This window comes from Synechococcus sp. W60.3 (genome assembly GCF_047502615.1).
Taxonomy (GTDB): domain Bacteria; phylum Cyanobacteriota; class Cyanobacteriia; order Thermostichales; family Thermostichaceae; genus Thermostichus.
Genome location: NZ_JANSHJ010000025.1, coordinates 19,289 through 37,283 on the forward strand (window position 1 = coordinate 19,289; position 17,995 = coordinate 37,283).

Annotated in this window: 16 protein-coding genes; 8 read left to right on the forward strand and 8 right to left on the reverse strand. The window is 59.9% G+C overall.

The window, feature by feature from the left end:
* Nucleotides 1-108: 108 nt before the first annotated feature.
* The 3 genes from NW846_RS09460 to trpC form a co-directional block, all read right to left on the reverse strand.
* Entirely contained in the window at nt 109-303 is a 195-nt protein-coding gene (locus NW846_RS09460) for a heavy-metal-associated domain-containing protein (protein ID WP_011431170.1), read from the reverse strand.
* A 64-nt stretch (nt 304-367) separates the two neighbouring features.
* On the reverse strand, nt 368-607 hold the full coding sequence (locus NW846_RS09465) for a DUF5340 domain-containing protein (protein ID WP_011431169.1): 240 nt from the start codon (nt 605-607) through the stop codon (nt 368-370).
* Nucleotides 608-647: 40 nt separating this feature from the next.
* The gene (gene trpC, locus NW846_RS09470; protein ID WP_011431168.1) at nt 648-1,568 is read right to left on the reverse strand and encodes an indole-3-glycerol phosphate synthase TrpC; all 921 of its coding nucleotides are present in this window, start codon (nt 1,566-1,568) and stop codon (nt 648-650) included.
* A gap of 412 nt (nt 1,569-1,980) precedes the next feature.
* Between trpC and hmpF the strand changes: the two genes are divergently transcribed.
* From hmpF to NW846_RS09495, 5 genes are all read left to right on the forward strand, one after another.
* Complete coding sequence (gene hmpF, locus NW846_RS09475; RefSeq protein ID WP_414347180.1) at nt 1,981-3,714, forward strand: pilus motility taxis protein HmpF; 1,734 nt, start codon at nt 1,981-1,983, stop codon at nt 3,712-3,714.
* A gap of 482 nt (nt 3,715-4,196) precedes the next feature.
* A complete protein-coding gene (gene plsX, locus NW846_RS09480; RefSeq protein WP_414347182.1) occupies nt 4,197-5,288 on the forward strand; it encodes a phosphate acyltransferase PlsX in 1,092 nt (363 codons plus the stop codon).
* A gap of 5 nt (nt 5,289-5,293) precedes the next feature.
* Nucleotides 5,294-6,301: a beta-ketoacyl-ACP synthase III gene (locus tag NW846_RS09485; protein WP_011431165.1), complete on the forward strand. Its 1,008-nt coding sequence runs from the start codon at nt 5,294-5,296 to the stop codon at nt 6,299-6,301.
* A gap of 19 nt (nt 6,302-6,320) precedes the next feature.
* Nucleotides 6,321-7,190 (forward strand): ACP S-malonyltransferase, encoded by an 870-nt coding sequence (fabD, locus tag NW846_RS09490; protein WP_414347184.1) that lies wholly within the window; start codon nt 6,321-6,323, stop codon nt 7,188-7,190.
* 124 nt (nt 7,191-7,314) lie between these two features.
* The gene (locus tag NW846_RS09495) at nt 7,315-8,055 is read left to right on the forward strand and encodes a hypothetical protein (RefSeq protein ID WP_011431163.1); all 741 of its coding nucleotides are present in this window, start codon (nt 7,315-7,317) and stop codon (nt 8,053-8,055) included.
* Between the two features lie 4 nt (nt 8,056-8,059).
* Here the strand turns inward: NW846_RS09495 and NW846_RS09500 are convergent, their stop codons facing one another.
* Entirely contained in the window at nt 8,060-10,177 is a 2,118-nt protein-coding gene (locus NW846_RS09500) for a DEAD/DEAH box helicase (protein ID WP_071813564.1), read from the reverse strand.
* A 76-nt stretch (nt 10,178-10,253) separates the two neighbouring features.
* The gene (locus NW846_RS09505; protein WP_011431161.1) at nt 10,254-11,279 is read right to left on the reverse strand and encodes an ABC transporter permease; all 1,026 of its coding nucleotides are present in this window, start codon (nt 11,277-11,279) and stop codon (nt 10,254-10,256) included.
* 222 nt (nt 11,280-11,501) lie between these two features.
* Between NW846_RS09505 and NW846_RS09510 the strand changes: the two genes are divergently transcribed.
* Nucleotides 11,502-12,458: an NAD-dependent epimerase/dehydratase family protein gene (locus tag NW846_RS09510; protein ID WP_414515834.1), complete on the forward strand. Its 957-nt coding sequence runs from the start codon at nt 11,502-11,504 to the stop codon at nt 12,456-12,458.
* Nucleotides 12,459-12,519: 61 nt separating this feature from the next.
* Here the strand turns inward: NW846_RS09510 and cobW are convergent, their stop codons facing one another.
* The 3 genes from cobW to psbD form a co-directional block, all read right to left on the reverse strand.
* A complete protein-coding gene (cobW, locus tag NW846_RS09515) occupies nt 12,520-13,578 on the reverse strand; it encodes a cobalamin biosynthesis protein CobW (protein WP_011431159.1) in 1,059 nt (352 codons plus the stop codon).
* A gap of 131 nt (nt 13,579-13,709) precedes the next feature.
* A complete protein-coding gene (gene psbC / locus NW846_RS09520) occupies nt 13,710-15,059 on the reverse strand; it encodes a photosystem II reaction center protein CP43 (RefSeq protein ID WP_041438536.1) in 1,350 nt (449 codons plus the stop codon).
* A gap of 214 nt (nt 15,060-15,273) precedes the next feature.
* On the reverse strand, nt 15,274-16,332 hold the full coding sequence (gene psbD / locus NW846_RS09525; protein WP_011431157.1) for a photosystem II D2 protein (photosystem q(a) protein): 1,059 nt from the start codon (nt 16,330-16,332) through the stop codon (nt 15,274-15,276).
* A 493-nt stretch (nt 16,333-16,825) separates the two neighbouring features.
* Between psbD and NW846_RS09530 the strand changes: the two genes are divergently transcribed.
* Nucleotides 16,826-16,933, forward strand: coding sequence for a PetM family cytochrome b6-f complex subunit 7 (locus NW846_RS09530; RefSeq protein WP_011431156.1), 108 nt, complete (start codon nt 16,826-16,828; stop codon nt 16,931-16,933).
* Nucleotides 16,934-16,955: 22 nt separating this feature from the next.
* Nucleotides 16,956-17,942, forward strand: a complete 987-nt coding sequence (locus tag NW846_RS09535) for a ketopantoate reductase family protein (RefSeq protein ID WP_414348653.1) — start codon at nt 16,956-16,958, stop codon at nt 17,940-17,942.
* Nucleotides 17,943-17,995 lie beyond the last annotated feature (53 nt).

The window sequence follows — 17,995 nt, forward strand, 5'->3', positions numbered from 1 at the left end:
CTGTCCTCAGAGCAAAAATTAATAGCAAAAGCCCTCTTTCCCCCAACCAGGGGAAAACCACACCTGTGAACCTTGTCCCGCTACTGCCGACGGGCAAGGGAAAAATCGCTAGGCCGGCGGATAGCCCACTTGGGCGAGCACCTGCCGCCAGACACTTTCCGGCTGCTCAGACGTAATCCGCACCTGCTTGGTCTTGGGATCCGCCTCCACCTGCGCCTGGGGATCCTGTTGCCGCACCGCCTGCGTGATGGTGTCCACACAAGCGGAGCAGGCCAGCTTCGGCACCGTCAAAACAACTTGCATCCTGGGAAACCTCCCCAGCCCAATGCCACCAGCTTGATGCTAAACCTTCCAGTGGGCTGGAAGGTCAAGAGGGTGGCTGAGGCTCCTCTATGTTCCAGCGGTAGTCCACCTGATAGCCCCGCTGTCGCCAGTCCTCTTCCAGTTGCAACTGTTGGGTCAGGGCTTTGCGCAGAGAGTTGATCAGCTCTTGCGTGCGGCCTCGGTTGCCGAAATCCTGCTCTTCGACAGTGGGAAACGTTTGCCGCTCGAGAACCCGCAGCAGAAATTCGTAGTGGACGTGAGCCGGCACAGGAATACGTTTCATCGATCTAGGCCCTTCTTGGGATCCATTGACAATCCTGGGCTTACTGGGATGACAACAGGGAGCGGACGGCTTGGCCGGGATCCGGCTGCGTTACCAGCGCTTCCCCCACCAGCACAGCGCGCACCCCCCAACTGCGCAACTGCTGCAAGTCAGCAGGGGTGTGGATGCCAGACTCGCTGACCACCGGCAGATCGCCGAGGCGCTCCCGATGGGCGACCAAGAGATCCCGCGTCGTGTTCAAGTCCACCGCAAAGGTTTTGAGATCCCGATTGTTGATGCCGATCAGCACCCGTCCTTTGGCCTGTTGCAGGTGCGGCAAGGCCAAAACCCGCTGCAACTCTTGGCAAGTGTGCACCTCCAACAGAGCCGCCATGCCCAGTTGCTGAATGAGCTTGAGAAAATAGCCCAAGTCCGCATCCGAGAGAATGGCGGCAATCAACAGCACCGCATCCGCTCCCAGAGTGCGGGCCCAGAGGATTTGGTAAGGGTAGAGGATGAACTCCTTGCACAAGATGGGGATCCCTACCGCCTGGCGGATCTGGCGCAAGTACTCGCCGCTGCCCTGAAAAAACCGCTCATCCGTGAGCACCGACAGGCAACTGGCTCCCGCCGCCTCGTAGCTTTGGGCAATGGCCACCGGATCAAAGGGATCGCGGAGAACCCCACGGCTGGGGGAAGCTTTTTTCACCTCAGCGATAAGGGAAACGGGGTGAGGGGATTGGGTGAGGGCCGCCACAAAATCCCGCACCGGTGGCGCTTGCTCCAGTTGCTGCTGCAATTGCTTCAGAGGAAGCTGTTCCCGTTGGCGCTCCACCTCCTGCTCTTTGTGCCAGACGATCTCCTCCAAAATGTGGCGTGGCTCGGCCTCTGGAGCCTTTGTCCGGTACACCTGCGAGGCCACCACCACCGGCGGGGCAGGAGAACGCCGACGAACGGCAAGCAGCTCACCTTCCAGCTCCATACCACCCCTGAACAGAACTCTACACCTCACCCTAAACTACTCTAGTGTGCTGCTGTCGGTTTGAATAGCTACTCCGAATATCCCCAAACCGCCTCTGGCAAAGGTGTTTTTTTTACTCTATGGTTGAGTTTAGGGCTGAGCAGCAGCCGATGCCGGTTAGACTGCCAGTTAAGCAGAGAGCCGGCGGAGGCGCTGCTTGAGGCAAGACAAAGGTGCTGCTCAGGACGAGATGGCTCGAGACAGATCCAAGTCAACCCGGGTCAAGCGAGAGGCTTGACGCAGGTTTTCGCGCCCCGGGGTGCCTTGCTCCGGCAGCCGTTTCGTCTCCCCATCTTGCCCAACTGTGGGCAAAGGCTCGGCTGAGGCAGAGTTTGGGATATTGCTGTCCATGCTGTTTTGAAGGAGTTCGGGCGTGCTGTACCTGGCAGAGCTATCCAAGCCGATTGGGTTTGCCAAATCGTCGCTGCAATTGCTAGCCAAGCAGCAGCAGGACAACACCTGGGTGGCCGTGAACGAAGAATCGATTACTCTAGAGGGCCGCATCGCCCAGGAGGCCGGGCGCTTCAAGGATGGGGCCTTGGTGCTGGCAGAAATCACAGGCAGCCGTCAGATTACCCGCATCAACGAAGCCGCTCGCCAACTGGTGACCTACCTACAAAACTTCAGCCAACTTCAGCTCAAAGCCCGCAGCCAAGAGGAAGAGATTGAAAATTGGCGCAAGTCCCTCACCTTTCAGGCGCATGAGCTGACCCGCCGCGAGATGGAGCTGGCAGCCCAAGAAGAGGAGGTGCGGCGGCTGTACGAGCAATACAAGGGCGTGGAGGAAGAGCGCAAGCTTCTAGACAGCCTCAAAGAGGAGTTGGCAGCCCAGCAGGCCTACCTGGCCGAGCAGCAGCGCCTGATCGGAGAACAGCGAGAAGCCCTGAACCGGCAACGGCAGGAACTGGAAGCTCAGTTGCAAGAGGCCCGCTCCAGCCGGCTGGGGGAAGCAGAAGCGGTCCAGCTCCAGATTTTGTTGCAAGAAGTTCAGGAGAGTTTACATTTCTCTGCGAATCCCTTGGCTCTTCTCCAGAGTTTAAAAAGCCAGGTTCAGCAGCAGCAGGATCACTTCAATCAAGAGATTGCCCAACTGGAGCAAGAACGTCAGCAGGCCCACGCTCAACAGGAGGAGCTGGATCAAGACTACCATGCCTGGCGGGAGCGCTGCGCCGCCTGGTGCGGATCCCAACGATCCCTGGAGCAGAGCCAAGCCGAATGGCATGCCCGCCAGGGATCCCTGCGAGCCTATCAGGAGCAACTGCAGAGGATCCTTCAGCAGTTGCAATCCCAAGAGAGCTTGTACCAAAAAGCCTATCGCCTGGTGCAGGAGTACGACTTCATCGTCGATGGCAGCAGCAACGGCGGGTCAGGTGCCTCAGGGTCTGCGATCTCGGTCGAGGAGCTGGCGGCCTTGGTGAGCCAACTGCGCCGAGATTACGAGCAGCGGGCAGCCCAAGTCAGCCAACAGCGGGCCGAGCTGGAGCAAAACCGGCAAACCCTGCGGGAGCTGCAAGAGCGGCTGGCCACCGCCTCTCCGGAGGAGCGGTTCGACATCGAACTGGATATCGACTACGCCCAGTCTGCCTGCAGCGCCCTAGAGGAAGCCCTGCTGCCTCAGGAGAAAAACCTGCAACGGGAATACGAGGAGCTGGCCCGCCAGGAAGCCCGCCTTAGGCAGCTTCAAAATCAGGCTGCCGCCCCAGTTCAGGTCGATATCGGGCCGATCCTGGAGCAGATCGGCAGCCAGAAGCAGGAGCTTCTCCAAGAAAAAAGCCGCCTGCAAACCCTCGTCCACCAACTGGAATCCTCTCTGCCCTTTCAACAAGAGCAACTGGCCCGCCAGCAGCAGGAATTGCAGCAGCAGTGGCAACAGTTGCAGCAAGAGGAGGGATCCCTGCGGGCCCGCACCCAGGCGATGGCAGAAACCTGGGGCCGCCTCAACCATCTGCAGGCCACCCTCTACCCCGAGCGAGATCGCTGGGCGGAGTTAGCGGAACAACTGGCTCAGTTGGAGGCAGAGCTGGCTCAATATCAAGAAAGGGGCTCCACGGCCAGCGCCCATGTCCAGCAGGTGCAATCGCTCCTGGCCGCCCTCACCCAGCGGTAAGGAGCTGTGTCCTGTCGTCTTCCCAAGCAGGCAGGCAGTGCCCACACATTCCTTTTGACACAAAAGGATAGCTTGGTAGCCCCGTACTTGAGGACGGGGCGGAAAAGCCCTTGAGCCACTTTAGTTGCTTCTTTAGAGCTTCTCCAGGAAAACAACCTACTGCGGTGCCAAACCCGCGCGGCAATGACTAACCTGGAGGAACTGAAGTCCTCCGAAGTAAGCAGAACTTTGAGGTTATGCCTCAAAAGACTATCTAGGGGCGTCTTGACAGCGCCTTCGCCAGTCCATTTTGGGCTGCGTAAGAATCCCCTGCCTTCAGGCGCTGGGAGTGTCAAGAGCTTGACGGCCTCAACCAAAGAGAGCAAATCTGGTAAAATTCGGTAGCGCCTTGTAGATAGCGGGATCCCAACTTCTCGAGGCAGAGGAGCAGCGGAGATCCCCGCATTTTATCTGTCAGGAGTGTTCCAGTGTGAGGTCAGCTCGTGCGAATTGCAGTTGATGCGATGGGAGGTGACTACGCTCCCGAAGAGATCATCAAGGGCGCCCTGCTGGCCCATCGCTATCTTCAGGTGGGGATTGCGCTGGTCGGCCGTCCAGACGCGCTTGAGCCTTTCTTGCCCCGGCCCCTGCCTCCTGGGATCACCGTCGTGCCCGCTGAGGAGGTAGTGGGCATGGCGGAAGAGCCCCTGGCGGTGCGCAGGAAGCCGCAAGCCTCTATCAACGTCTCCATGCAACAGGTGCGCGCCAAGCAGGCAGATGCAGTGGTGGCTGCCGGCAACACTGGGGCTACGATGGCCGCTGCCTACCTCAACTTGGGCCGATTGGCGGGGATCGACCGCCCGGCCATCGGTGCTCTTTTGCCCACTTTGAAGGGCAAGCCGGTCTTGCTTTTGGATGTGGGAGCCAACGTGGACTGCCGGCCCCGCTTCTTGGAACAATTTGCCCGCATGGGATCCCTCTACTGCCAGTGCGTGCTGGGGATTGAGAAGCCGCGGGTGGGCCTGCTCAACATTGGCGAGGAGCCCAACAAGGGCAACGACCTGGCCCTGGCCACCCATCAGCGCCTGACCCAGTTGCCGGGGATTCACTTTGCCGGCAACGCCGAGGGGCGAGACGTGCTGACGGGGGACTTTGATGTGGTGGTGTGCGACGGCTTTGTGGGCAACGCCCTGCTCAAGTTTGCCGAGAGCGTCGGCCAGGTGATCACCCAGGTGCTGCGGGAGGAGTTGCCCCGCGGCTGGCGTGGCAAGCTGGGCTGCTGGCTGCTGCAGCCCAATCTGAAGCAGGTGAAGCGGCGCATGGACTATGTGGAATACGGCGGCGCTTTGTTGCTGGGGGTGAACGGCATCTGCGTCATTACCCACGGCAGCTCCAAGGCGGCGATGGTCTACCATGCCATTCGCCTGGCCAAAGAGGCGGCGGAGCAGAAGATCCTACAGCGGCTGCAAGCGGAAATGGCCGACTCTCACCCATCCAAAGTCAATGCCGGACAGAATGCTCCTCCTCTGGCCTCAGCCTCTAACCCCAGTCCAGAAGCCCTGCCGGTAGGATCCCTGGATCGGGTGGAAGGATAGCGTTCATGCCCAGCAATGGCCTCCCGAGCGTGCGGCTGGTGGGGGTGGGGGCTGCCCTGCCGACTCCCTGCCTGAGCAACGACGACCTCAGCCAGATCGTGGAGACTTCCGACGAGTGGATCTGGCCCCGCACCGGCATTCGCCAACGGCGCATCCTGCCCCCCGACCTCAGCCTGGTGGATTTGGCGGCGCAAGCGGCAAAGGCTGCCCTGGCGCAGGCCGGCATCCCGCCCCAGGAGCTGGATCTAATCCTCCTGGCCACCTCCACCGGCGTCGATCGCTTCGGCTCCGCTCCGCGGGTGCAAGCAGCGCTGGGGGCGACACGGGCGGTGGCTTTTGACCTGACGGCAGCCTGTACAGGGTTTGTGTTTGCTGTGGCCACGGCGGCCCAGTTTCTGCAAACCGGGCTGTACCGGCGGGCGCTGGTGGTGGCGGCGGACGTACTCTCTCGCACAGTGGACTGGACAGATCGCACCACCTGTGTCCTATTTGGGGACGGGGCAGGGGCGGTGGTGCTGGAAGCCGCAAGAGAGGGGGACGGCGGCATCCTCAGCATCGAGCTGCGCAGCGATGGCAGTGGCAGCGAGCTGCTCAGCCTGGCCATGGCCACCGAGGCCAGGCCCCTGGTGGGATCCCTGCAGGTGGGTCAATACCGCTGCTGCCCCATCGCCATGAACGGCCGTGAGGTGTACAAGTTCGCCGTCCAAGCGGTGCCGGAGATTATCGAGAAGGCTCTCTTTCGAGCTGGGATTGCCGCAGCAGCCGTGCAAGGCTACTTCATCCACCAGGCCAACCAGCGCATCCTCGATGCTGTGGCCAAGCGGCTGCAGTTGGATCCCCAGCGGGTGGCCAGCGTTCTGGAGCGCTACGGCAACACCTCCGGCGCCTCGGTGCCGATTGCGCTGGCCGACTGGATTGGCCAAAGGCGGTTTGGCCCTGGGGATTTGGGGGTGATGGCTGGCTTCGGCGCCGGCCTCACCTGGGGAGCAATTGTCTTTCGTTGGGGCAGATGAGTTGGAGAGTATTGAACTGATGAGCGTTGCCTGGATCTATCCCGGTCAGGGATCCCAAGTCGTGGGCATGGGAAGGGATTTACAAGATTGGCCAGGGGCGGCCCGCAAGTTGGCTGTGGCCCGCGAGGTGCTGGGATGGGATCCCCTGGCGCTCTCGGAAGAGCAGATCCATCAGACCGGCTACACGCAGCCGGCTTTATTCACTGTATCGGCCCTGCTGACGGACTATCTCTACGCTCAGGGTCAGGCTCCCGCCTGTACAGCCGGCCACAGCTTGGGAGAATATAGCGCCCTCTACGCCGCGGGGGTATTTGATTTTGAGACTGGCCTGCGGCTGGTGGCGCTGCGGGGCCAGTTGATGGAAGCTGCAGGGGATCCCCCCGGCAGCATGGCGGCGCTGATTGGGTTTGATCGCGACAAGCTGGAGCACCTGTGCCAGATGACTCCCGATGTGGTCATTGCCAACGACAACAGCCCGGATCAGGTCGTGATCAGCGGCTCGGTCGAGGGGGTGCAGGCCATCTGTGAGCAGTTGCAGGCCAAGCGCACCGTTCCCCTCAAAGTCAGCGGCGCCTTCCACTCGCCCTTGATGCAGGCGGCGGCGGAAACCTTTGCCCACACCTTGCGCGAGGTTGACTTTCAGGCTCCGCGAGTGCCGGTCTACAGCAATTACACGGCTGCCGCTAGCCGAGATCCCCAGGTCCTCAAGCAGGCACTGCTGTCTCAGATGACTGCCCCAGTCCGCTGGCGAGAAACGGTGCTGCAGATGGCCGCCGACGGCATCCGAGAGGTGTGGGAAATCGGCCCTGGCAATGTGCTGACGGGCTTGGTGAGGCGAACGGCACCTGCCCTGGGACGGTGCAACATCAGCAGCCTCAGCATCGGCTAAGGGATCCCGGCAGCCCTGTTGCTGCAAGTTGCGTTGCTAGCTCCTCAAGGGAGAAGGGCTGCGGGTGAGGAAACCTCCCCAAACAGCAGTTAGGATCAATGAAAACCTGTTTCTGGGGCCGACGATGCCGTCTTCTCCCCCTCGCCAGCTTTGGGTCAATGCTTTTCCCGCTTTGGCTGGCCTTGCCGTGGCCCTCGGCAGCCTGGGATCCGGCGGATCCCTGTGGCAGTCGGGGGCAGCCGCTTTGGCTACGGGCATGACCGGCTACCTCGCCTCCGCCCTGGCTGGGAGTGAGTCCAAAGCCAAAATCCACCTGCTGGAGCAATCTCTGGAGCACCTCAAAAGCCGGCAAGAGCTAGGTTTACAGCACCTGCAAAACGAGCTGGCCGATCTGCGGGCTGCTCTTGCCAATTGGACACCCCTTCGGCAGGAAGAGAAAGCCGGCGATGGAACTGATGCTCAAACCTATTTTGAGTTGGGATCCCAGATCCAAGCTCAGCAAGAATTGCTTTCACAATTGCGTACAGAAGAGCAGAATCTAAAAGCCTCAATAGAAGACTTGCAAGCCAAAAAACAAGAGCTTGTACAACTTTTGAAAGAGTACGTTGCGAAAATTGACCAACTCCGCTGCAAACGGGATCTTTTGGCCCAAGAGATCGCCCGCCTTAATCAAGCTCGCCAAGCAACAGGCTGCAGCAACTTTGCCGCCCATCCCTCTGGGTTTGGAAAGGGATCCCTGGGCTTCAGCTCCGTTTCTGCCACCGCCTACGACGAAATTCTTGCAGCTATTGAGGAGCGAGTAAACGACTTGGACGACATGGCAAAAGCGATGGCAGAGCTGAGCTCGCTCGAGGGCAGATGGTAGCCTATCAGACGCCTTCCGAGTCCGGATCTATTTCATGAATTCGCCGCAGGGATCCCTTATTAAAGGCCGGGAAGCGTAGATAGGGGTACTGTTCCTTGGCCTGCTGCAGCTCTTGAAAGGCGGGGGCCAGGTGGTCTTGGGGGGAGATCCCTGTCACGACACACCAGATCTTGGTGCGTGTCAAGGCCACAAAAGCTTGGTTGCGCCGGCGCAGTTGCTCTTCCACACTGAGCCCCGGTTCGGTGGCGTTTTGAAACTGGCAAACGTAGACTTTCCAAGCTTCATTGCCTTTGGCCCGGAAGATCCCCGCTAGGGTGACATGCCCCGGCAAGCGGAAAATATCCTGACCGGCATCTTCGCCGGCTATGAGAGCTCTAATTCCTCTTTGTTTGAGCTTGGCCTTCAGGCTTTCCCAATAAGGTCTGCTCTTCTTGAAGCTGCCTACACCGGTAACCAGGAGATCCTCCGGCTGAAAACTCCACTGCTTCAGGTCGCGCTCGATTTGTTGGGCAATCCAATTCTGCTCCTCTTCCTCAGAAGGGAAGGTGCGCCAGATTAGCAGCGATTGCGGATCCACCTTGGGCTCAAAGTCTTCTTGATCGATGGGATGGCAAGCCTTGCGGGTGAGGGTAATTGTGGATCCAGGCTTACGAAAATCGCCTTCTACCACTTCGTAACCTAAATTTTCCCACTGCCCTTTTTGAGTAACTCCCTGCAAAGGCTGGTCTCCACGCAAAAGACCCATGTTGATGGCATGGGCAGCCATGAGAATAATCTTCGGAGTGCGGTAGCAATGGGGCAACACAGTGGCCCGCCCTCCCAACTGCACTTTGGGCTTGCCTGTCTCGTCGCGCCCGAATAGCTCGGCTATTCCTGGCACCGTCAGCGAGCCAATGCCCTGGGCTTCGTCATAGGCCCAATAGAGCCGTTTGGGATCCCGTAAAGCCCGATAGGCTAAACGGTAAAAGGCAGGGGGCAAATCTTGACCTTCATCGATCAAAATAACATCGAAGAGCTGAGGGATTTCCTTGGCTTCTTTTTCTAACTTTTCGCAGACGTAGTCGAAGGGCTCAGTTGTATAGTCATTTTTATCCCTTAGCTCTGCCTTTGCCCGCTCCAAGCTTTTGGGCGTTAAGCCACATTCGTTAGCGAGCAATCGATAGAACCCAGTTTGATTTTGGGATCCCCAGGCGTGCATCACCTGGATCTTTTTCCAGTCCGGCTCAAGGTCAAACTTGCTCTGACAGACCTTTGAGATTTGCTCGCGAATTTGGTGATAGAGAGAGCGGGTGTAAAAAACTACCGCAATGTCCCAATCGGGGTGGTCGGCGTGGATCTTGGCCGCTCTGCGAGTCAAGACTACCGTTTTGCCTGTCCCCGCCAGGCCCCGCAACCGCTGTGGCCCCTCAGGATATTGGGTGGCAATTTTGCGTTGGTCTTCATCAAGCTTAAAGATCTGCTCTTGGACGCGACGGATCACCGCCTGGGGATCGTAGCTGTAAGATATTGGGTCATCGCCGGGATCCCCCAACTTTATTCCCAACGTTTTGAGGATCACTTCCCATTCTGTGGCGTTGAGAGGAGCGCCATTGGCCTTTTTGGCCGCATACAGAGTCTGCCGCAACTGCTCTGGATGCTCCAAATCATCTGCAAAAAGCAGCGCCCCGAGAAACGGGGGATCCCCGAAGCGCTCCTGCCATTCTTGTCGCCGAATGCGAGGCAAAGCCAGCCGATATTGCCAGGCAACGCGAGCTTGGAGAGGCCGGGTTTCCGGATTTTGCTGCAGCCAATTCTTGATCTGAAACATTTGGTTATCGGCCTGCCCCAAGGGGGTCTCGGTTTCCCTGTGCCACTCCCGCATGCGCCACTGGCTGCCGTCGATGGCTTCGATATTGTAAAGGTTGCAGCCCTTACACTCGAAAACCCAAAAGCCCAGTTCAAAATGAATCAATAGGATGTCGGGCTTGGCCGTGACGTGGCCCTGATGGTTATAGATACTGAACTGATGGAGGAGGTAGCCGGGATCGGATCCCAGGGCCTGCCGCAGCGCATTCCAAACCACTGCTTCCGCAGCTACCCCAGGTAAGCTGTCGTCCAGAGCGCCGTCGGGTTGAAAGTGCATGGGGGATCCCTCGTTTTCCAACTTGAACCCAATGTACAACAGGAAACCTGAGCTCTTGGGGAAGGATCCAAAGCCCCTAAAGCAAAGACTCAGGTCGGATCCGGGGATCCACCCACATCAAGAGCAGATCGGCCAACAAATTGCCCAGAATGAGCATCACGGCCCCCAGCAAAAGCCCGGCCATCACCACGTTGATGTCGAAGCTCTGGACCGCTTCCAAGAGCAGCTTGCCCAGCCCCGGCCAGTTGAAGAAAAACTCGGCAATAAAAGAGCCGCTGAGCAAATTGGCAAACTCAAAGCCCAAGATCGTGATCAAGGGGTTGACGGCGTTGCGCAATGCATGCAGCCAGATCACCCGCCATTCCGGGATCCCACGCGCCCGCGCCGCCTGGATGTATTCCTGCCGCAGCACGTCCAAGAAGTTGCCGCGGGTAATCCGCTGCAGCCCGGCAAAGCTGGTGATGCTCAGGGCCAGCGTGGGCAAGAGCAGGTGACGGCCCAGATCCAGCAGCTTTCCCCCCCAACCCAGCTCGGCAAAATAAACACTGGTCATCCCGCCCACCGGCAGCCAGCCCACGTTTTGGGCCACGATCAGCAGCAAAATGGCCAGCACAAAGCTGGGCATGGCCTGCCCCAGGTAGCTGAGCAACTGCAACGCCCGATCCAGAGGAGTGTTCTGCTGCAGCGCCCCCAGGATCCCCAGCGGAATGGCGATCATCCAAGTCAGCAAAACGGAGCACACTGCCAACAGCAGGGTGGCGCCGGCGCGGGAGAGGATGAGCTGCGCTACTGGCACGCGATAGGTGTAGCTGACGCCAAAATCCCCCTGCAGCAGATTGCCCAGCCAGGTCAAATACTGCCAAAGCAAGGGTTTATCCAAGCCCAGCCGCGCCTCTTCCTGGGCGATAAACTCCTGGCTGATACTGGGATCCGCCCGCAAGGGATCCAAAAAATCGCCGGGGGCCAGTTGCAGGAGCAAAAAGCTGAGCACCGTGATCAGCAGCAGCACCGGCACCGCTTGGACCAGCCGCTGCAAAACAAGGGCTAGGGGAGGCCAAAGGCTGAACACCCGTCCAGCAGGGGGAGAAGAGGTTGCGGCCACAGGCAGAAGTCGAGTTGAGCGAGGTCCAAATCTCCCTGGGAGTGGGATCCCTGTCGAACTATGCTGCCATTCTCGCGGCCAAATTTCCAGGTTGCTGCCTGGCTTGGAACAGGGCGCAGTTGCCCGTTAGGGGAATTGGGGGTTAAGCCAATCCGGCAGGCGCAAGCTAAGGCGGTAGACTAGTCAGAAGCTTTTTCGATGAGTTGCCGTTGGGAAGATCTCTTGCGAAACCTGTTTCTTACCGGCGCTAGCGGCTGTCTGGGGCATTATGTGTTGGAGCGCCTGGCCCAACAAAGGGATCCCGAGTTTCCGGAGCAGCCCGCCTACCACCTGTACATTCTTATCCGCAACCCCAGCCGCCTGCGGTTGCCCCCGGAGCGTTTGCCTGCCCCCATCACCCTGGTGGCCGGCGATCTCCTGCGCATTCGGCAACACGCCGCCCTGCTGCGGCAGATGGATGGGTTGATCCACATGGCGGCGGCTTGGGGGGATCCCACCCTGACCTGGGCGGTGAACGTCACCCACACCTTGGAGTTGCTCAGCTTGTTGGATCCGGAGCGCTGTCAGCAGGTGATCTACTTTTCCACTGCCAGCCTTTTGAATCAAGCGTTAGAACCTTTGGCCATCGCCGGCCAGGCCGGCACCGACTACATCCGCAGCAAGTACGCGATGCTGCTGCGACGGCAGGAAAGCAGCTTCTGGCCAGATCGCCTGCTCACCCTCTACCCCACCCTGCTGTTTGGCGGCAGCCCCCACCACCCCTACTCCCACATCACCGCCGGCCTCAAGGAGGTGCTCCGCTGGCTGGATTTGATCCGCTTTTTGCGGGTGGATGCCAGCTTCCACTTCATCCACGCTGCCGATGTGGCCGAGATGGTGGCCCATTGGGTGGCCCATCCGCCGGGGGGAGGGGATTGGGTGTTGGGCAACCCCCCCTTGTCGGTGGATGAATGCGTAGAGCAGGTGTGCGCCTATTTTAAAAAACGGATTTATTTCCGCCTGCCCCTGCCCATCGGCCTATTTCGCGCCCTAGCCTTCCTACTTCGGGTGCGACTTTCGGCCTGGGATGAGTACTGCCTGCGCCACCGCCACTTTGTCTATCCGGCCCTCTCCCCAGCAGCGCTGGGCTTGCCCTGCCGCTTCCCTACCGTAGCCTCTCTTCTCGACGCCTACCTCTAGGCCACCTTTGATAGAGTCACGCAACTCCCCTCTCCCCAGGGGTAAGGGATCCCGACAGGGATCAGCCGGCAGAGGCCACTGCTTCTCTGTGAGCCAAGCCTTGAAGCTGAGCAGCAATGCGCTCCCGGTCGAGCCTCTGGCCGATGAACACCAGGCGGGTCAACCGCGGCTCTTGCGGGCGCCAGGGGCGGTCGTAGTAGGTCTCAAATCGGGATCCCACCCCCTGCAGCACCAGGCGCATCGGCTTGTGGGGCACGGCCACAAACCCCTTTACCCGGTAGAGGCATTCCTCTTGAGCCAGTTGACGCAGTTGGGCAACTAGGGATCCCGGCTCATAGCTGCCCTCCAGGCTGAGGCAGAAAGACTCAAAAGCTTCGTGCTCGTGCTCTTCCTCGAAGTCGTGGTGGCTGGGGCGGCGCTCCAACTGATCCTCCACCGCCGCCTGGAAGCCCAAGAGCACTTCTGGGGCAACCTGGCCCCGCTCACAGGGGAGAACTCGAACCTCAGGGCGCAATTGTTGCCGCAGCCAGCTCTCCACCTGGGTTCGCTCCTTCGGCGTGATCTGATCCACCTTGCTCAGCAGCACCAAATCAGCGCAGCTCAACTGATCCTCAAACAGCTCCTCAATGGGAGTCTCGTGATCCAGGCTCTCATCGGCCTGACGCTGCGCCTCCAGCGCCGCCAGATCCCCCACCAGTTGCCCAGAAGCCAGGGCCTGGCCATCCACCACTGCAATCACCGCATCCACCGTGGCGCCGGTGCGAATGGTGGGCCAGCGGAAAGCCTGCACCAGCGGCTTGGGCAAGGCCAATCCTGAAGTCTCAATCAGGATGCAGTCCAGCTCTGCCCGCCGCCGCAGCAGAGCCTCCATGGTCGGCAAGAACTCCTCCTGCACCGTGCAGCAGAGGCAGCCGTTGGCCAGCTCCAGAATGGGGATGGAGCCTCCTCCCTCGCAGAGTTGGCAATCCCGCAGCAGTTCGCCGTCGATGCCCACTTCGCCAAACTCATTGACCACTACGGCGATGCGGCGGCCCTGGTTGTTGAGCAAAAGGTGACGGATCAAAGTGGTCTTGCCGGATCCCAAAAATCCGGTGATGACCGTAACCGGAACTTTGTGCATCTTGATTTGCGCATTCGGCCTTCCCAGTCTCTACCCGTGCTTCCCTCTCTGTCCATCCCGGCAGGGGGGATCCCCAAAAAAAGGCCCCCTGCCGGGGGCCAAAGGTTGTGATCTCTGAGAGACTTCCGGGCTTATCGGATCGGCTTCATCCGGTAAACCGGCTCGTTCTCGCGGCTGATCCCCTTCTCAAAGCCGGCAGCAGCGGCGCGCGCGCGACCAGCATGCCACAGGTGACCGACGAAGAACAGGAAGCCGAAGATGAAGTTGTGGGCTGCCAGCCAGGTGCGCGGGCTGGTGAAGTTCACCGTGTTGATCTCGGTAGCCACACCCCCCACCGAGTTCAGGGATCCCAGCGGCGCGTGGGTCATGTACTCTACCGCACGGCGGGCCTGCCAGGGTTGGATGTCGTTCTTCAGCTTGTCCAGATCCAAGCCATTGGGGCCCAGCAGCGGCTCTTTCCAAGGGGCCCGCACATCCCAGAAGCGCATCGTCTCACCGCCGAAGATGATCTCGCCCGTGGGAGAGCGCATCAGGTACTTACCCAGACCGGTGGGGCCTTGGGCCTGGCCGATGTTCGCCCCCAGGCGCTGGTCGCGCACGATAAAGGTGAGGGCTTGGGCTTGCGAGGCTTCCGGGCCGGTGGGGCCGTAGAACTCGCTGGGGTAAACGGTGTTGTTGAACCAGATGTAGCAGGTGGCAATAAAGCTCATCAGCGAGACCGCCGCCAAGCTGTAGGAGAGATAGGCCTCTCCCGACCAGATAAGAGCACGGCGGGCCCAGCCAAAAGGCTTGGTGAGGATGTGCCAGATCCCACCGGCAATGCAGATGATGCCGATGTAGATGTGGCCGCCGATCACATCCTCCATGTTGTCCACGCTGATGATCCAGCCGTCGCCGCCAAAGGGAGACTTGAACAGGTAGCCGAAGATGACCGCCGGGTTGAGCGTGGGGTTGGTGATCACCCGCACATCGCCACCTCCTGGAGCCCAGGTGTCATAGACACCGCCAAACCACATGGCCTTGGCCACCAATAGGAAAGCCCCCAACCCCAACAGGATCAGGTGGATCCCCAGGATGGTGGTCATCTTGTTCTTGTCTTTCCAGTCGTAGCCGAAGAAGGGGAAAGACTGCTCCAGGGTTTCCGGGCCGCGCACGGCGTGATAAATGCCTCCCAGACCCAGCACCGCGCTGGAGACCAGGTGCAGCACACCGATCACAAAGTAGGGGTAGGTATCGATCACCTCGCCGCCTGGGCCAACTCCCCAGCCCAAAGTGGCCACGTGGGGCATCAGGATCAGCCCCTGCTCGTACATGGGCCGATCCGGCGTGAAGTGAGCCACCTCAAACAGCAGCATCGCTCCCGCCCAGAAGACGATCAGGCCGGCGTGGGCTACGTGAGCGCCCAAAAGCCGACCGGAAAGATTGATCAAGCGAGCATTCCCGGCCCACCAGGCGAACCCGCCCTGGGTGCGATCCTGCATCGCTGCGGAACCAAACGTCGTTGAAGTCACTGAGGCCAGCCTCCGAAAACAGTAAAGGTCACAGTACAGCAAAAGATATGAGGTGAAAAGCAAAGGAGCTTAGGAATGGCCGAGCGCCTACCCATCCAATCCAAGACTTGAATAGGCGAACGCTCGGCCTCGGCTCTCACGTAAAGGATCGAGAGAACTCAAGCGTTCGACAGCCAGCGCCAGTTTAGAGCGCGTTGCCGCGGGGCAGGACTTCCTCGGGGAACTCAAAGCGCTCGTGCGGCTGGTCCTGCGGCGCCATCCAGGCCCGAATCCCCTCGTTGAGCAAAATGTTCTTCGTGTAGAACGTCTCAAACTCAGGGTCTTCCGCCGCCCGCGTCTCCTGACTGATAAAGTCATACGCCCGCAGGTTCAGCGCCAACCCCACCACACCAATGCTCGACATCCACAATCCCGTTACCGGCACAAACAACATGAAAAAGTGCAGCCACCGCTTGTTGGAAAACGCTATCCCAAAAATCTGGCTCCAGTAGCGGTTCGCCGTCACCATCGAGTACGTCTCTTCCGCCTGCGTCGGCTCAAATGCCCGAAACGTGCTCGCCGCTTCCCCATCCTTGTAGAGCGTGTTCTCCACCGTCGCCCCATGGATGGCACACAGCAGCGCTCCACCCAACACGCCGGCCACCCCCATCATGTGGAACGGGTTCAGCGTCCAGTTGTGGAACCCCTGGAAAAACAGCAAAAACCGAAAAATCGCCGCCACTCCAAAGCTGGGCGCAAAAAACCAACTGCTCTGCCCCAGCGGGTAAATCAAAAACACGCTCACAAACACCGCTATCGGCGCGCTAAACGCAATGGCGTTGTAGGGCCGCACCCCCACCAGCCGGGCAATCTCAAACTGCCGCAGCATAAAGCCAATCAGGCCCAGCGCCCCATGGAAGGCCACAAAGGTCCACAGCCCGCCAATCTGGCACCAGCGGGTAAAGTCCCCCTGGGCTTCCGGGCCCCACAGCAGCAGCAGGCTGTGCCCCATGCTGTCGGCGGGGGTGGACACGGCCACCGTCAAAAAGTTGCACCCCTCCAGGTAGGAGCTGGCCAACCCGTGGGTGTACCAAGAGGTTACAAACGTGGTGCCGGTCAGCCAGCCGCCCAGGGCCAAATAGGCGCAAGGAAACAGCAGCAGCCCCGACCAGCCGATAAACACGAATCTGTCGCGCTTGAGCCAGTCGTCGACGATGTCGAACCATCCTCGCTCCTGGCGCGCGCGCCCTACTGCGATGGTCATCTCAACCTCTCCTTAAAAACATGATGAGGACATTAATGAAACTACAAATTTTGCTCCTTTGAAGCAAGACTGGTGCCTAGGTATAAAGACTCAGTCTGCGAACTTGTCGCCTTGGTTTCCCTGCACGGATTCCTGGCCAGAACTGACCAACCGCTGCTTCAGGCAGCTTTGTTGGCGTTCCGAACTGCTCTTGGAATCCTCAGCAGAGCTGTGGCGATCCCGACGAGCCGCCCTAGGGCCACCGAACAAGTTTCACGGCTGTCGGCATTACAATTTAGCCTACGCCAGTAAAGACTTGTAAATTGCTTTCATTATAGAGGGGGGGGACTCGTTCCCATCAAGTCCGAGGTGGCTGGGATCTTCACAGACTGTAATCTTTGCGGTTTTTCTCTCCTGAGATATTGAGCTAGAGGGGCTGCCTCACCCTGGGGAAGGCCGAAGGCACAAGATCCGATATCCTTGAAGGGCGAGGCAATCCACCTGAGAGGAATCTATGGCTAGTGAGATCTTCACCATTGCTGGGCTCTCCATCGTCCTGACCCTAGTGGGTGTGGCGCTTGGATACGGGATCTTGCGCATCACCCAGGGCGGGGCCGAGTAGGGATTTCCTCATTTGGTAAAACATGAAAATCGGCATCGTCGGCGCCGGGGCAGTCGGGGGGCATTTGGCCGTTTGCCTGGCTCGCGCCGGCTTTTCAGTCAGTGTGGTGGCGCGGGGATCCCACCTGCAGGCCATCCGCAGCCAAGGCTTGAAGCTGATCCGGCAGGGGGATCCCCCTGTGGCTTGGGTAGAGCGGCTGACGGCCAGCGACGACTTGGCTGAGCTGGGGCGGCAAGATGTGGTGATCGTTGCTGTCAAGGCCCACAGCTTGCCCCTGCTTGCCCCGCAATTGGGATCCCTGTGTGGCCCGGATAGCCCCGTTGTGGTTGTCCAGAATGGTATCCCCCGGTGGTACTTTTACCGGCATGGCGGCGAGTTTGAGGGGCGCTCCTTGACTTCGGTGGATCCGGGCGGGGTGATCGCCGCGCATCTGCCAGTCGAGCGGGTGATCGGCTGTGTGGTGTACATCGCCGTGCAGTTGGCAGAGCGGGGGGTAGTTTTGCATACCGGTGGCGGGCGCTACATTCTGGGAGAGCCGGATGGGCCGTTGTCGGAGCGGCTGCGCTCTCTGGCGGCCATCTTTGAGCAGGGGCAGCTTTCTGTGGCCCTCACCTCCCAAATTCGGGTCGAGATCTGGCAAAAACTTTGGGGGAACGCCGCCTTCAATCCCATCAGCGCCCTTACCCGCGCGGCCCAAGACGCAATTGCCCAGTACCCGCCCACCCATGCTTTGGTTCGGTCGGCGATGCAGGAAACCGAGGCGGTGGCCCAAGCATTTGGGATCCGGCTGCCGGTCTCTTTGGAAGAGCGGCTGAAGGATGCAGCCCGTGTGGGCTCCCATCGCACCTCGATGCTGCAGGATATCGAGCGGGGGCAACCGACGGAGATCGAGAGCATTGTCGGCGCCATCACGGAGCTGGGGCGTTGGGCGGGGATCCCGACTCCCCATCAGAACCTCTGGGGTACTCCCGCCACAGCGCAGCTTGGCGGGATGGAGGATAGGCGGTGAGACGAAGGGGTTCAATGCCCCTGAGTCTCACAATCTGGGCGTTGCCTGCTGCT

Coding starts and splice junctions, on each gene's coding strand:
- NW846_RS09460 (WP_011431170.1), bottom strand. CDS start 303: ATGCAAGTTGTTTTGACGGTGCCGAAGCTGGCCTGCTCCGCTTGTGTG.
- NW846_RS09465 (WP_011431169.1), bottom strand. CDS start 607: ATGAAACGTATTCCTGTGCCGGCTCACGTCCACTACGAATTTCTGCTG.
- trpC (WP_011431168.1), bottom strand. CDS start 1,568: ATGGAGCTGGAAGGTGAGCTGCTTGCCGTTCGTCGGCGTTCTCCTGCC.
- NW846_RS09485 (WP_011431165.1), top strand. CDS start 5,294: ATGCCCAGCAATGGCCTCCCGAGCGTGCGGCTGGTGGGGGTGGGGGCT.
- fabD (WP_414347184.1), top strand. CDS start 6,321: ATGAGCGTTGCCTGGATCTATCCCGGTCAGGGATCCCAAGTCGTGGGC.
- NW846_RS09495 (WP_011431163.1), top strand. CDS start 7,315: ATGCCGTCTTCTCCCCCTCGCCAGCTTTGGGTCAATGCTTTTCCCGCT.
- NW846_RS09500 (WP_071813564.1), bottom strand. CDS start 10,177: ATGCACTTTCAACCCGACGGCGCTCTGGACGACAGCTTACCTGGGGTA.
- cobW (WP_011431159.1), bottom strand. CDS start 13,578: ATGCACAAAGTTCCGGTTACGGTCATCACCGGATTTTTGGGATCCGGC.
- psbC (WP_041438536.1), bottom strand. CDS start 15,059: ATGCAGGATCGCACCCAGGGCGGGTTCGCCTGGTGGGCCGGGAATGCT.
- psbD (WP_011431157.1), bottom strand. CDS start 16,332: ATGACCATCGCAGTAGGGCGCGCGCGCCAGGAGCGAGGATGGTTCGAC.
- NW846_RS09530 (WP_011431156.1), top strand. CDS start 16,826: ATGGCTAGTGAGATCTTCACCATTGCTGGGCTCTCCATCGTCCTGACC.
- NW846_RS09535 (WP_414348653.1), top strand. CDS start 16,956: ATGAAAATCGGCATCGTCGGCGCCGGGGCAGTCGGGGGGCATTTGGCC.